This is a genomic window from Pseudolysinimonas kribbensis, assembly GCF_039531715.1.
GTDB lineage: Bacteria > Actinomycetota > Actinomycetes > Actinomycetales > Microbacteriaceae > Pseudolysinimonas > Pseudolysinimonas kribbensis.
The window spans coordinates 267,731-280,965 of record NZ_BAAAQO010000003.1 but is presented as its reverse complement, the minus strand read 5'-3'; the positions used below and the strand labels follow the sequence as shown (position 1 = coordinate 280,965).

Sequence of the window (13,235 nt, the reverse complement as noted above, 5' to 3'; positions counted from 1 at the left end):
ATCAGGGCGTCGTCGGGGCGTCGCGGCGCGATCGGGAGAGCACGGGCGCCACGGCGCCGGCCGCGACGACGAGCACCACGGCGATGAGCAGCGCGGTCCGGATGCCGACGCCGCCCGCCACGAACCCGATGAGCGGCGGCCCGACCAGCGATCCCGCGTAACCGATCGCGGCGACCACGGCGATGCGACCGGTCGCGCCTTGGGCCTCGTCGCCCGCGGCCGACATCCCGATCGGGAAGCCGAGCGAGACGCCCAGCCCCCAGAGCGCGGCCCCCACGAAGGCGACCACGGGATTCGGCACGAGGATGAACAGCAGCAGCCCGGCGATCGCGACCGCCGCCGTGAGCTGCACGGTGCGCACCCGCCCGAGCCGGGAGAGCAGCAGCACCCCCGTGAGCCGGGTCACCACGACGGCGATCGTGAACACGTCGACCGCGAGCGCCGCGACGCCCGGTCCGCTGCCGTGCCCGTCGACCATCGCGAGGGCGATCCAGTCGTTGGCGGCGCCGTTGGCGAACGACATGCCCACGACGACCAGGCCGATGAGCAGGGTGCCGCCCTCGAACCAGGGCGAGCGCCGGCGCGCCGGGGACGCCGGATGGCCCCCCGGCCGGGCGTGCGGCTCGGTGCCGAGGTGCCGCGTCGCGAACACCGTCGTGACGGCCATGGCCGCGACGACCACCGGGATCTGCACGGAGGGCGAGATCCCGAGGGCGGCGGCGAGCGCGCCGATGCTCGCGCCGACGGCCGCGCCGATCGAGTAGAGCGCGTGGAACCACGGCATCACGGGTCGGCGAAGCGCCCGCTCGATGGCCGCACCCTCGACGTTCATCGTGACGTTGCAGGTGCCGTTGCCGAGACCGAGCAGGATGAGCCCCGCCATCGCGAGCGGATAGTCGGGCAGCACGCCTCCGCTGACCCCGGCGAGCAGCAGCCCGCCCATCGCGACGCCGAGCGATGCGCGGATGACGGCGCGCGGCGAGTAGCGCACGGCGATCCGGCTGGCCACCGCGAACCCGGCGACCGAGCCGATCGAGATCCCCAGCGCGAGCACGCCCATCGCGAGGGTCGTGGCCTCCAGCCCGTCGCGCACGCTCGGCAGGCGCGAGAGCCAGCTGGCGACGCCGACGCCCGCCAGCCCGAAGACGACGAGCACCGAGGTGCGCCAGCGCCGGATCGCCGCGAGGTCGGGCGCGGTGAGCGTGCTCACGACGCCGCGCGATGCACGGTGCGCCCGGCGACGACGGTCTGGGCGACGGCGAGGTCGTCGGTGCGGTGCAGCACGACCAGATCGGCGGCCGCCCCGACCGCGAGGTCGCCGGCGCCGTCGGCGTCGAGCCCGAGGAGTCGCGCGGGGTGCCGGCTGGCCAGCTCCACGGCCCGGGCGAGCGGCACGATGCCCCGTCGCGCCACATTCGCGATGCTGTCGCGCAGGGTGCTGGCAGATCCGGCGAGCAGTTCGGAGCCGGCGATGTGCAGCCGCCCGCTCGGCTCGAGCACCACGTCGGTGTGGTGCCGTCCGCTGTAGCGGCCCGCGGGCATCCGGGCGAGCGACCCCACGTCGCTCACGAGGATCGCCTTGTCGCCCTTCGCCCGGATCATCGTCGTCAGGGTACTGGCCGGCAGGTGGAACCCGTCGCCGATGAGCCCGGCCCAGAGCCGGTCGTCGGCGAGCTGGGCCCAGAGGTGGTTGGGATGCCGCCGCAGCATCGGCGCCGCACCGTTGCCGAGGTGGGTCGACATCGTCGCCCCCGCGTCGGCCGCCGCCTGCACCTGCTCCTCGGTCGGGGCACCGTGGCCGATCGCCGCGATGATCCCCTCGCGCACGAGCGCCTGCACGAGGTCGAGGGCGCCGGGTGACTCCGGCGCGAACGTCACCATCCGGATCCGACCGCGCGCGGCCTCCTGCCACCGGCGCACCTCGTCGGGGTCGGCCGGCCGCACGGCGGCGGGGTCGTGCACCCCGCGCGGGCCGTCCTCACCGGAGATGAAGGGCCCTTCGACGTGGATGCCGGCGACCGCCCGCGCGACGTCCGGGTCCGCGTCGCAGGCATCCGCGATCGCCCGAACCGCCGCCGTGATGTGCTCCTCCGACGCCGTGCCGACGGTCGGCAGGAACCGGGTGACGCCCTCGCGCTGCAGCGCGCGCACGACGCCCGCGACGGTCTCCGGCGACGGATCGCCGCGGTTCAGGTCGAGGTCGGCGATGCCGTTGACCTGTAGGTCGACGAGACCGGGGACGATCCAGACATCGGGCACATCGTGCTCGCTCGCGGGTTCGATCGCCGTGACGACGCCGCCGGCCGCGCGCACACGTACCGGTTCGCCGGTGGCGAGGTGCCCGCTCCACTCGTCCACTCAGCCCTCCGCATCGGCGGCGGCGAGCACCGCGCGGAGGTAGGCCAGGTTGCCGGCCGTGCGCGCGGCGAGCGGCTCGTCGGTGGAGAAGTCCTCCACCGTGAGCCAGCCGTCGTAGCCGACCCGTCGCAGGGAGCGCACAAGGTCGAGCAGGTCGCACTGCCCCTCGCGCAGCGGAACCGGGCCCGGCGCCCAGCGCTTCGTGCCGGCGAGCGCGCCCTCGCCCTCCTCGCCGACGACCCGCCAGCGGGCGTTCTTGAGGTGGACGTGCGCGAGGTGCGACCCGAGCATCTGGAAGCCCGCGAGCGTGTCCTCCCCGCCCTCCGAGACGAGGTTGCCGGAGTCGTGGATGACGCCGACGTGCGCCGGGTCGACGTCCTCGAGCAGGCGCACGGCCGCCGAGGCCGACGAGACGACCGTGCGCGGATGCAGCTCGATGAGCGCCAGCACGCCGTGCGCGGCCGCGCGGTCGGCGAGCCACCGGACGTGCTCGCGCGTCTCGTCGAACAGGTCGGGGTAGGAGCGACCGCTCGGCTCGCCCTCACCCGATGCCGCGGTGCCGAGCGGGAGCATGGTCACGCGCACCCGCTCCGCGCCGAGCCGCGCCGTCGCCGCGAGCATGCGCTCGACGCCGTCGTGGTCGTCGCAGCGCTGGTAGCCCCCGAGCCCCGAGAACGCGAGGCCGGCATCCCGGGTCACCCGCTCGATCTCGTCGAGGCGCTCCTCGAGCCCGGTGAAGGGCCAGGTGCTGCGGTTGCCGGCCCAGAAGCCGGGCTCCGGCGCCTCCCGCTGGTCGGTGATGCGCCACTCGACGCCGTCCCAGCCCTGCTCGGCGAGCGCGCGCGCCGCCTGCCGGGGGGTCCACTCCGGGGTGGATGCCGTGAAGACCGAGAACCTCATGCCCGCCCCGTCCTGACCTCGGTGTCGTCGTAGCGCCCGTTCATCACGTCCTCCAGCCGCACGGGCGCGCCGAGCGTCGCGGAGAGGTACACCGCCCGCACCGTCGCGAGCACGATCGCCGCCTCGTCGATGCGCACACCCGGCCGTCCGCCTTCCCGGATGGCCCGCAGCACATCGGCGTATTGGCGCACGTGCCCCGCCGCCACGTCGCGCGCGTCGCCGCCGCTCGCGATGTCGTCGTGGCGTCCGGCTCCGAGCGCCGCGAGCGCCCGCTCCGACTGGTCGCCGTCCGCATCCGTCGCGGGCGAGCCGTCGGGCTCGCGCTCGGCGTGCAGGTAGAGCAGCTGATCGTCGTCGATGATCGCCGAGCCGGCCGACCCCATGACCTGCACCCGGGATGCCAGGCCGGGGCTCGCCGCGGTGGACGCGTGCATGACCGCGAGGGCTCCGCTCTCGAATTCGATCGTCGCCACCATCGTGTCCTCCACCTCGACGCGCTCGTGCGCGAGGAGCGCGGTGCGGGCCGAGATCTCGACCGGGCGCCCGAGCAGCGCCAGCAGCACGTCGAGCGTGTGCACGCCCTGGTTCATGAGCGCGCCGCCGCCGTCCATCGCCCACGTGCCACGCCAGTCGCCCGAGTCGTAGTAGGCCTGGGTGCGCCAGCGCGGCGAGGTCGCGATGGCGGAGGTCACGACGCCGAGCCGGCCGTCGTCGATCGCCGCGCGCACCGCCCGCGTCGCGTCGTCGAAACGGTGCTGGCTGATGACGGAGCCCACGACGCCGCGGCCGGCCGCGGCCGTCGCCTCGGCGACGATCTCCCGCGCGCGGTGCATGTCGACGTCGAGCGGCTTCTCGATGATGACGTGCCGTCCGGCCCGCAACGCGGCGAGACCCTGCTCGGCGTGCAGCCCCGTCGGGGTGCCCACGACGACGAGCTGCACGCGCGGATCGGCGAGTGCCTCGTCGAGTCGGTCGTACTCCGTCGGGCGCGCGCCGCCCTCCCGTTGGATCCCGTCCGCGAACTCCCGGCGAGCGTCGACCACCGGGTCGACGAGGGCGACGAGCTCCAGCTCGTCGAAGGCGCGGATCGCCTGCACGTGCGTGCGGCCGATGACCCCGCACCCCACGAGGGCGACACCCATCCGCTCCGCCAGCGTGCCGGCCGTCGATTCCGTCGTCATGCGAGGTGTCCTTCCACTCGGTCGATCAGAGCCGTGAACGCGCGGGCCGCCACGCCGAATCCCGCCGGCCCGGTGAAGCCCCCCAGCCGGCCCGCGACCGCGAGGTGCGGCTCGAGCGCCGCCACGCCGTCGAAGCCCGACGTCGTCAGGGCGGCGATGGTCTCGGGCAGCTGCGCGTCGCCCGCGCCGGCGGGCACGCTGGCGCCGTCCGCGAGCGCGTCCTTCACGTGCAGGTAGGCGATGTGCGCCACGAGCAACGGGAACGCCTCGTCGAAGGGCCGACGGCCGACGCGTACGAAGTTGCCGCCATCCCACGCCACCCGCAGCCGCTCCGAGCCGACCGACTCGACGACATCCAGCACCCGCTCGGGCTGGTCGCCGTAGAGGCCCGACTCGTTCTCGAGCAGCAGCACGACGTCGCCGCGCCGCGCGACCTCGACCAGCGCGGCCAGCCGCCGAAGCACCTCGTCGCGCACCGACTCCGGATCGCGATGCCCGTACTGGAAGGAGAAGACCCGCACGAAGGGGGCGCCGAGTGCGTGCGCGGCCGCGACCGCGCGCTCGAGCCGCTCGACCTCGTCCTCCACGGGCGTGTCGATGTCGACCTTGCCCACCGGCGACGAGACCGCGGAGACGGCCATGCCCGCATCCCGCACGAGTCCCGCGAGCTCGGCGAGCCGATCCGCGTCGAGCTCGACGATGTTGACGTCCCATGCCGAGCGCACGTCGATGAGCCGCGCCCCCACCGCCGCGAGCACGGCGAGCTGCACGCACGGCTCGGGGTCGATCTCGTCGCCGAAGCCCGAGAGCCGCCAGCCGCTCATGCCGCGTTCCGTTCCGCGGGGTCCAGCAGCGCCGCCGACTCGGCGTCGAGATAGAGGGTGCAGGCGGGATGCCCGCGCAGCACCGTGCTCGGCGTCCCGGCCGAGACGGGCTCGCGCAGCGTCGCCCGCACCGCGCGCGCCTTGAGCGCGCCGGGCACCATGCAGAACAGCCGCCGTCCCGCGACGAGCGGCGGGATCGTGACGGTGAGCGCGTGGGTCGGCACCTCGTCGAGAGCCGCGAAGCACTCGTCGGCCACCTGCTGGCGGCGGCTCTCGAGATCGAGCTCAACGAGCTTCACCGCGGCCGGATCCGCGAGATCGGCATCCGGCGGATCGTTGAACGCGAGATGTGCGGTGACCCCGATGCCCAGGCACACGAGGTCCATCGGCGCCTCGGTGACCAGCGCGCCGTAGCGGGCGGCCTCGGCATCCGGGTCGTCGCCGGGATCGATGACGTGCACGGCGCCGAACGGCACACGGTCGAACAGCGCCCGCGACAGCCAGGCGCCGAACCGCTCGGGCGCACCGTGCCGCAGCCCGACGTACTCGTCCATGTGGAACGCGGTGACCCGGTTCCAGTCGATGCCCGGAGCGGCGACCAGCGCCTCCAGCGTCTCGGTCTGGCTCGGTGCCGCGGCGAACATGGCCCGCACCGATGCCTGCCGCTCGAGCAGGCGACGCAGCTCGGCGGCGACATCCGCGCCCGCCCGGATGCCGAGCGCCCGTCGGTCGTCGAGGGTCTCGACGCGCAGCACTAGCCCTTCACCGCGCCCGCCGACATGCCGGAGACGAGGTTGCGCTGCACGAGCACGAAGAAGATGACGACCGGCAGGGAGAAGATCACCGACGCCGCGATGAGGCCTCCGTAGTCGGTGCCCTCGTTCGTGCTGAACGACACGAGCCAGACCGGCAGGGTGTACTTCGACTGGTCCTCGAGCATCACGTAGGCGGTGATGTAGTCGTTCCACGCATTGATGAAGGCGAACACGCTCGTCGAGATGAGCCCCGGCAGCACGAGCGGCAGGTAGATCGAGCGCAGGATGCGCCAGGTGCTGGCTCCGTCGACCTTGGCCGCCTCCTCGATCTCGTCCGGCAGTGCGAGGAAGAAGCTGCGCAGCACCCAGATGCTGAACGGCAGCACGGTCGCGACATAGGCGAGCACGATGCCGGCGTAGTTGTTCAGCAGGCCGAGGCTCTTGAACGACAAGAACAGCGGGATCAGCAGCGCCGTGCCCGGGATCATCTGCACGCAGATGATCGTGATCAGGATCGCCCGGCGTCCGAAGAACCGGAACTTGGTCAGCGCCGCGGATGCCAGGAAGCCGAGCGCGATCGACACGACGACCGTCGCGAGCGTCACCCCGAGGCTGTTGAGCAGCGACGAGATGAACCCGGCCTTCGTGAAGGCGTCGATGTAGTTCTGGATGCTCGGCGGCGAGGGCAGGAACGCGGGGGTCGTCGAGAGGATGTCCGCGGGTGCCTTGAACGACGTGTTCAGCATCCAGTAGATCGGGAAGATCCAGATCACGCACAGGACGTAGACGAGCAGGTGCGAGCCCGGGTTCTTGGCGCGGCGGCGTCGCCGGCGCACCTCCCCGCGCGCGGTCCCGCCGACGACCTCGGCGGTGCCCGCGGCGGTGGCGGGCTGGGCGGTCGTGGTCACAGCTTCTCTCCCGAGTGGACGAGGCGGCGGATGTAGAAGAACGTGATCACCATGAGCATCAGGGCCGTCACGATCGCGATGGCGGAGCCCTGCCCGAACGAGTTCGAGGCGAAGGCCTTCTGGAACGACCAGATGCTGAGGGTGGTGGTCTTGCCGTTCGGCCCGCCCTGGGTGAGGATCCAGAGCTGGTTGAACGTGTTGAAGTGCCAGATCACCTGGAGGATCGCGACCAGGTAGAGCACGGGCCGCAGGAACGGCAGGGTCACCGACCGGTAGATGCGCCATCCCGTCGCGCCGTCGAGCATCGCCGCCTCGTAGTAGTCGGACGAGATCTGCGACTGCCCCGCGTAGAGGGTGAGCGCCACGAACGGCACCGCCTGCCACACGATCAGGATGAACACGATCGCGAACGCCTGGAACGGCTCGCTCGTCCAGCTGTGCTCCGTGTAGTCCCCGAACACGCCGAGCCGGGTGATCACCCAGTTGAAGACGCCGTACAGCGGCTGGAAGAGCCACTGCCAGACGAGGGTGGACGACACCGTGGGCAACGCCCACGCGAGGATCAGGATGAAACTCAGCAGCATCCGGGTGAACCCGCCGACCCGGGTCATGAGCTGCGCCATCGCCATGCCGATCACCATGCAGGCTACGCACAGGCCGAGGGTGAACACGAGCGTGCGGCCGATGACCGGCAGGAAGTCGGAGTCGGTGAAGATCGCCGTGTAGTTGGCGATCCCGATCCACTCGTTCTGACCCGTGAACAGGGCGTGCAGGCCGAAGTCCTGGAACGAGTTGAGCACGAGCCGCACGAGGGGATACCCGAGGATCACCGCGAGCACGACCATCGCGGGCGCCATCAGGATCACGGGGGCGACCCAGCGGCGGCGGCGGGCGGACCCGCGGGGCGGATGCGAGCCGCGGCCCGCATCCGCCCCGGTCGGGGCGATCCCTCGCGCGTTCATCTGCGAGGTGTCCGACGACATGTCGTCTTCCTTCGATCGGTCGCTGCTACTGGTTGGCGTTGAGCGCCTTGGTGAGGTGGGCGCTGAACGTCTGGGCCGACTGCTCGGGCGTGCTCGTGCCCGCCGCGACCTCGGAGAAGAAGGCGAGCACCGACTGGTCGGTCTCGATGGTCGCCCAGCCCGGCGCCGCCGGCGTCGAGTAGCTCTTCTTGCCCGCGGTGTAGAACGCCCGCAGCACCGGCGACACCTCCGGCGTCGCCTCGTCGAGCAGCTTCGTCGTCACCGGCATGTGTCCGTCGAGCTTCACCAGCTGATCGATCTGCACCGACCTCGACGTGATGAGCGCGATGAACTTCTTCGCCAGGGCGAGGTTCTTGCTCTTCGCCGCGATCCCGAGGTCCGAGCCGCCGAGGTAGGTCGGCGAAGCCTTGCCGGGGTGGTTCTCACTCGGCAGCGCGAAGGTGCCGACCTTGCCCTTGAGCGCCGGGTAGGTCGAGAGGATCGTCGCCACCGAGTTGCCGTTGCCGAAGATGACCGAGGTCTTGCCCGTGCCGAACACGGCGTTCGGATCGGGGGTGTCCAGCGGCGCCGTGCGCGACGCGGTCGTCGAGTACTTGTTCTGGAACGCCTTGAACTGCGACAGGCCCTTCTGGGCGGCCGGGCTCGTCAGGCCCGACGTCCAGGTTCCGCCCTTCTCGGTCGCGATCGAACCGCCGGCGTCGCTCACGAAGGTGAAGCCGCCGTACCAGTACGTGCCGGTCAGGTACACGGGTGAGAAGTCGGGGGCGGAGTCGGTCGCGGCGACCTTGTCGAGGTCGGCCGTGAACTCGTCCCAGCTGGTCGGCGGGGCCGTGATGCCGGCCTTGCTCCACAGGTCCGTGTTGTAGATGACGCCGCGGGCCCCCGCGTAGAACGGAGCGGCGTACATCTTGCCGTCCACCGTCGCCGGCCCCTCGAGACCGGTGAGGAACGTGCTGCCGCCCGCCAGCTTGCTCTTCTCGGCGGTCTGGTCCGCGAGGGCGCCGTTCGCGGCGAACAGCGGGACGTCGGTGTTGCCGATCTCGACGACGTCCGGCGGGGTGTCGGTCGCGAGGGCGGTCGTCATCTTCGTGTTGATGTCGTCCCACTGCTGGATCGAGATCTTGAGCTTCGCGCCGGTCTTGGCCTCGAACTTCTGCTCGAGCTGCTTCTGCGACGCGGGCGTCAGCGTGTTCTGCATGAGCCAGACGTCGAGCGTGGTGCTCGAGCCGCCGTCACCTCCGCCGCCGGAGCCGCTGCTGCACGCGGTCAGGGCCAGGGCCGCCGCGAGGCCGACGGCACCGGCCGCCAGGTAGTGCTTCCTCCACATGTTTCCTCCTTGAAAAGTGATCGCGGTGCAGGGGCTCCGAAGGCGGTGACCCGCTCGACTGCCCGATAGTTATTAAGGAGTATTCGTTAAGGCTCTTTCTTGGTCAAGCACCAATCTTGACAAGAACGGGGAGCCCAGTGGATGCCGCACGAGTCGCGTCCGCCGTCAGCGGCAGGAACAAACGCCCGTGATCACAGCGGATATCAGGGATCGCAGTGCGCGCCGGATGAGCTACACCGGGCGACAGCGGACCCCGCTTGCTCTTGGCAGAGGTTGCAGAATGTGTGCGTATTCTGCAACCCGGACGAGGTCAGGAGATCCCGGTTCGCTCCGCAGCCGGGGCGGCCTCGGTGATCGCGGAGGCCATCCGCGCCTGGAACTCGGCCTCGCGCGCGAGGGAGATCCCGTGGACCACGGCGCCCCGCACGACCGCATCGCTGCCGAGGCTGCTCGCCGCGAGCCGAGGACGCAGCGGCGACAGCTCGCCGATGCGATCCATGAGTCCCACGCCCAGCAGGTCGAGGTTCTGGCCGACGCCGCCGCCCAGCACGACGAGCTCCGGGTCGAGGAACGAGCACAGGCTGACCAGCAGGCGGGCGAGCAGCTCGGTCTGACCGCGCACGACGCCGAGGGCGAGCGCCGACCCCGCCCGTGCCTCCTTGTAGACCCGCGCCGGGGTGATCGTTCCCGTCATCCCGGCGTCTTTCGCGGCGGAGACGAGGGCATCGGCTCCGAGAGCCTCCTCGAGGATGCCCCGGTTGCGGTCCTCGGGCGTGGCCCCCTCGACGTCGAGGAGCGGCAGGAAGGCGACCTCGCCGGCGGCACCCGTCGCCCCCCGGAACACCTCGCCGTCGATCACCATGCCCAGACCCACGCCGGTTCCGATGTGCAGGAAGGCGAAGGGGCTCACCCCTTGGCCGGCGCCCTCCGTGTACTCGCTCAGGGCGGCGAGATTGATGTTGTTCTCGATCGTGATGGGCAGGCCGAGGCGCTTCTCGAGCTCCTCGGCCAGCCGGGGGCGCTGCCATCCCGGCAGCTGCGCCGCGTAGGCGACGCGGCCGGCCTGTGCCCGGTAGACGCCGGGCGACGCGATGACCGCCGTCGTCATGCCCGAGAGCTCGAGACCGGCGTCCTTCGCCACCTGCGACGCGCCCTCCACCACCGCATCCACGAGCGACTTGGAGCTGCGCGCGGTGTTGCGATGCTCCACCTTGCCGAGCTGGCGACCGAGAAGATCGGTCACGACGATGCGCACCCAGTCGTACCCGAGGTCGACCGCGAGCACCGCGCCGGCGGTGGGATCCGCCTCGTAGATGAGCGCGGGCCGGCCGGCCGGCTCGTCGGACTGGCCGCTCGGCCGCACGAGACCCGCCTGCTCGAGGTTGGCGAGCGTCGCGAAGACCGTCGGCTGCGACAGGCCGGAGTCGCGCGCCAGCTGCGGGCGGGTGGCGGGTCCGTTGCTGTACAGCCAGTCGAGGAGGTAGCGCTGATTCATCGTGCGCAGGATCGACGGCGCGATGGCCGCGGACGGCGCTGCGGTCCGGCGTGACTCGGCCACGGCTCTCCTTCTCTCCCCCGCTTCGGCGTTCCCACGCTCTGGATCGGAGGCGCCGGGGGGCGCCCGGTCCCTTGACGAAATAAGGAACCTTAATGAATAATCCTATACACGAAGCCATGTCGGCTCCACCCGTTCGGCGCCGGCCGGTGCCGAACGCGGGGTCTCACCCGGTCTCCACCCCGGGTCGGGGCGATTCTTCCGCAACCCACCCATGAAAGGCATCGCCTCATGACAGATGTCGCCGCCCCCTCCGTCTCGTCGCCCTCGCGCCTGCGCATCGGCGTGCTCGGCTCCGGCGGGATCGCGACGATCCCCGAAGGGGTGCTGCCGAACCTGCACCACATCGCCGACAAGGTGCAGGTGGTGTCGATCGCCGACGTGATGGTGGAGCGTGCGCAGCGCGCCGCGGCGACGTACGGCATCCCGAACGTGTACGCGACCCTCGACGAGCTGCTCGCCGGCGAGGAGGTCGACGCCGTCATCAACCTGACGCCGATCCCGGCGCACGCGCAGACCGCGCTGACGATCGTCGGCGCCGGCAAGCACCTCGTGGTCGAGAAGCCGATCGCGACCACGCTCGAGGACGCCGACCGGATCATCGAGACCGCGAAGCAGAACGGGGTGACGGTGATCGTCGCACCGCCGGACATGCTCTACCGCCCCTATCGCGAGGCGCAGCGGCTGGTGCGTCAGGGGGCCATCGGCCGGGTCGCCTTCGCCCGGGTGCGCAGCTCGCACCAGGGTCCGGGCGGCGGCCCCGAGGGCTGGCCCTTCGACCCCAGCTGGTTCTACCAGGAGGGCTCCGGTCCGCTGTTCGACATGGGCGTATACGGCATCCACGAGATCACCGGCATCCTCGGGCCCGCCCGCCGCGTGAGCGCCTTCGCGGGCATCACCGACCCGATCCGCACCGTGCGCGGCGACAACGAGTACACCGGTCTCGAGATGCCGGTCACGACGCCGGACATGAACCTGTTCATGCTCGACTTCGGCGATTCGACCTTCGCCGTCATCGACGGCTCGTACAACGTGCACGCGTCGCTGAGCCCCAAGGTGGAGCTCTTCGGCCGGCAGGGTGCGATGGGCATCATCAATCCGTCGGGACCCGATCTGCAGCTGTACCGCACCGACGTCGCGCCCGGCATGGACGGCTGGGTGCAGCCGAAGAGCGACGGCTGGCTCGCCGATCCGCGACGCGACGCGCTTCGCCGCGCGCTGCTCGTCGACCACCTCGCCGACGTCGTGCTGCACGGCGCCGAACCGGTGCTCACCGCCGAGCACGCCCGGCACGCCCTCGAGATCATGATCGCCGTCGGCACGTCGGCTCGCGAGGGTCGCGTCGTCGAGCTCACCACCACGTTCTGACCCCGCAGACAATAAGGAGAATCATGTCGTCAGCCGTCCGCTTCGGAGTCGTCGGACTCGACCACTGGTACTCGGCGATCCCGCTCGCCGAGGCCATCGCCGCGAAGGACGACGCCGAGCTCGTCGGCATCGCCGACCGCGACATCGACCGGGCGAAGGAGGTCGCCGCCAAGACCGGCTCGCCGGCCGTGACCGACGACCTGCACGCCCTCATCGCCGACGACTCGATCGACGTGATCGCGAGCTTCGTGAGCGTCGACCAGAACCCCGACATCGTGGTCGCCGCCGCGCAGGCGGGCAAGCACATCGTCTCGGTCAAGCCGCTCGCACGCACCCTGCCCGAGGCCGATCGGATCGTCGACGCGGTGAACGCCGCCGGCGTCGTCTTCATGCCGGGCGAGTCCCGCTCGCGCGAGGCCGCACAGAACCAGCTGCTCAAGGAATGGGTGTCGGGCGGCCGCCTCGGGCGGATCACGTCGGCGCAGTTCAGCCTGAGCGGCTCGCTGCCGATGGGCTGGCCGGGCGGGGATCCCGACGGCGGCTGGTGGGCCGACCCCGACCGCGCCCCCGGCGGCGGCTGGATCGACCACAGCCTCTACCAGATCGACCGGATGCGGTGGCTGCTGGGCGAGGAGGTCGACGAGGTGAGCGGCCGTGTGGCGAACCTGCTGCACACCGACCTCGGCGTCGAGGACTACGGCCACGCCATCCTGCGCTTCGGCAACGGCGTCATGGCCTCCATCGAGGACACCTGGAGCGCCCCGGCCGGCGGCTGGCGCATCTCGACGAGCATCGTCGGCACCCAGGGGATCGTCTACCTCGACACGACCACCGGCATGATCGGCCTGCGCGAGTTCGGCACGGGCGACGACTCGTGGCAGCAGCTGCCGTCGCCGCCCGACCACACGGTCGGCATCGACGCGATCCTCGCGGCCGTGCGCGACCCCTCCTCGGCGCTGTCGACGGTCGAGGACGCGTGGGAGAACCTCTCCGTGTGCGTCTCGTTCTACGAGGCCGCGCGCACGGGCACGGTGCAGAAGCCGAAGCACCGCGACCGCTGAGCCGACCCGGCTAGG

At 71.4% G+C, this 13,235-nt stretch carries 12 protein-coding genes; 2 read left to right on the top strand and 10 right to left on the bottom strand.

Annotation, left to right across the window (positions count from 1 at the left end; all coding sequences use genetic code 11):
• Position 1: 1 nt before the first annotated feature.
• From ABD285_RS07940 to ABD285_RS07895, 10 genes are all read right to left on the bottom strand, one after another.
• Positions 2 to 1,210, bottom strand: coding sequence for an MFS transporter (locus ABD285_RS07940; protein ID WP_344201765.1), 1,209 nt, complete (start codon positions 1,208 to 1,210; stop codon positions 2 to 4).
• Positions 1,207 to 2,358, bottom strand: a complete 1,152-nt coding sequence (locus tag ABD285_RS07935; protein WP_284253097.1) for an N-acetylglucosamine-6-phosphate deacetylase — start codon at positions 2,356 to 2,358, stop codon at positions 1,207 to 1,209. Before ABD285_RS07935 ends, ABD285_RS07940 begins: the two co-directional genes overlap by 4 nt.
• Entirely contained in the window at positions 2,359 to 3,258 is a 900-nt protein-coding gene (locus ABD285_RS07930; RefSeq protein ID WP_344201760.1) for a sugar phosphate isomerase/epimerase family protein, read from the bottom strand.
• A complete protein-coding gene (locus ABD285_RS07925) occupies positions 3,255 to 4,439 on the bottom strand; it encodes a Gfo/Idh/MocA family protein (protein ID WP_284253098.1) in 1,185 nt (394 codons plus the stop codon). The genes ABD285_RS07930 and ABD285_RS07925 overlap by 4 nt, the downstream gene beginning before the upstream one ends.
• Complete coding sequence (locus ABD285_RS07920; RefSeq protein WP_344201757.1) at positions 4,436 to 5,263, bottom strand: sugar phosphate isomerase/epimerase family protein; 828 nt, start codon at positions 5,261 to 5,263, stop codon at positions 4,436 to 4,438. Before ABD285_RS07920 ends, ABD285_RS07925 begins: the two co-directional genes overlap by 4 nt.
• A complete protein-coding gene (locus ABD285_RS07915; protein WP_284253100.1) occupies positions 5,260 to 6,018 on the bottom strand; it encodes a 6-phosphogluconolactonase in 759 nt (252 codons plus the stop codon). The genes ABD285_RS07920 and ABD285_RS07915 overlap by 4 nt, the downstream gene beginning before the upstream one ends.
• Positions 6,018 to 6,926: a carbohydrate ABC transporter permease gene (locus ABD285_RS07910; protein ID WP_284253101.1), complete on the bottom strand. Its 909-nt coding sequence runs from the start codon at positions 6,924 to 6,926 to the stop codon at positions 6,018 to 6,020. The genes ABD285_RS07915 and ABD285_RS07910 overlap by 1 nt, the downstream gene beginning before the upstream one ends.
• Positions 6,923 to 7,909 (bottom strand): carbohydrate ABC transporter permease, encoded by a 987-nt coding sequence (locus tag ABD285_RS07905; RefSeq protein WP_284253102.1) that lies wholly within the window; start codon positions 7,907 to 7,909, stop codon positions 6,923 to 6,925. The genes ABD285_RS07910 and ABD285_RS07905 overlap by 4 nt, the downstream gene beginning before the upstream one ends.
• Positions 7,910 to 7,934: 25 nt before the next feature.
• Positions 7,935 to 9,236 (bottom strand): extracellular solute-binding protein, encoded by a 1,302-nt coding sequence (locus tag ABD285_RS07900; RefSeq protein ID WP_284253103.1) that lies wholly within the window; start codon positions 9,234 to 9,236, stop codon positions 7,935 to 7,937.
• 310 nt (positions 9,237 to 9,546) lie between these two features.
• Complete coding sequence (locus ABD285_RS07895) at positions 9,547 to 10,794, bottom strand: ROK family transcriptional regulator (RefSeq protein ID WP_344201751.1); 1,248 nt, start codon at positions 10,792 to 10,794, stop codon at positions 9,547 to 9,549.
• Between the two features lie 228 nt (positions 10,795 to 11,022).
• Between ABD285_RS07895 and ABD285_RS07890 the strand changes: the two genes are divergently transcribed.
• Positions 11,023 to 12,159, top strand: a complete 1,137-nt coding sequence (locus ABD285_RS07890; protein ID WP_284253105.1) for a Gfo/Idh/MocA family protein — start codon at positions 11,023 to 11,025, stop codon at positions 12,157 to 12,159.
• A gap of 23 nt (positions 12,160 to 12,182) precedes the next feature.
• Positions 12,183 to 13,220 (top strand): Gfo/Idh/MocA family protein, encoded by a 1,038-nt coding sequence (locus ABD285_RS07885; protein WP_344201748.1) that lies wholly within the window; start codon positions 12,183 to 12,185, stop codon positions 13,218 to 13,220.
• Positions 13,221 to 13,235 lie beyond the last annotated feature (15 nt).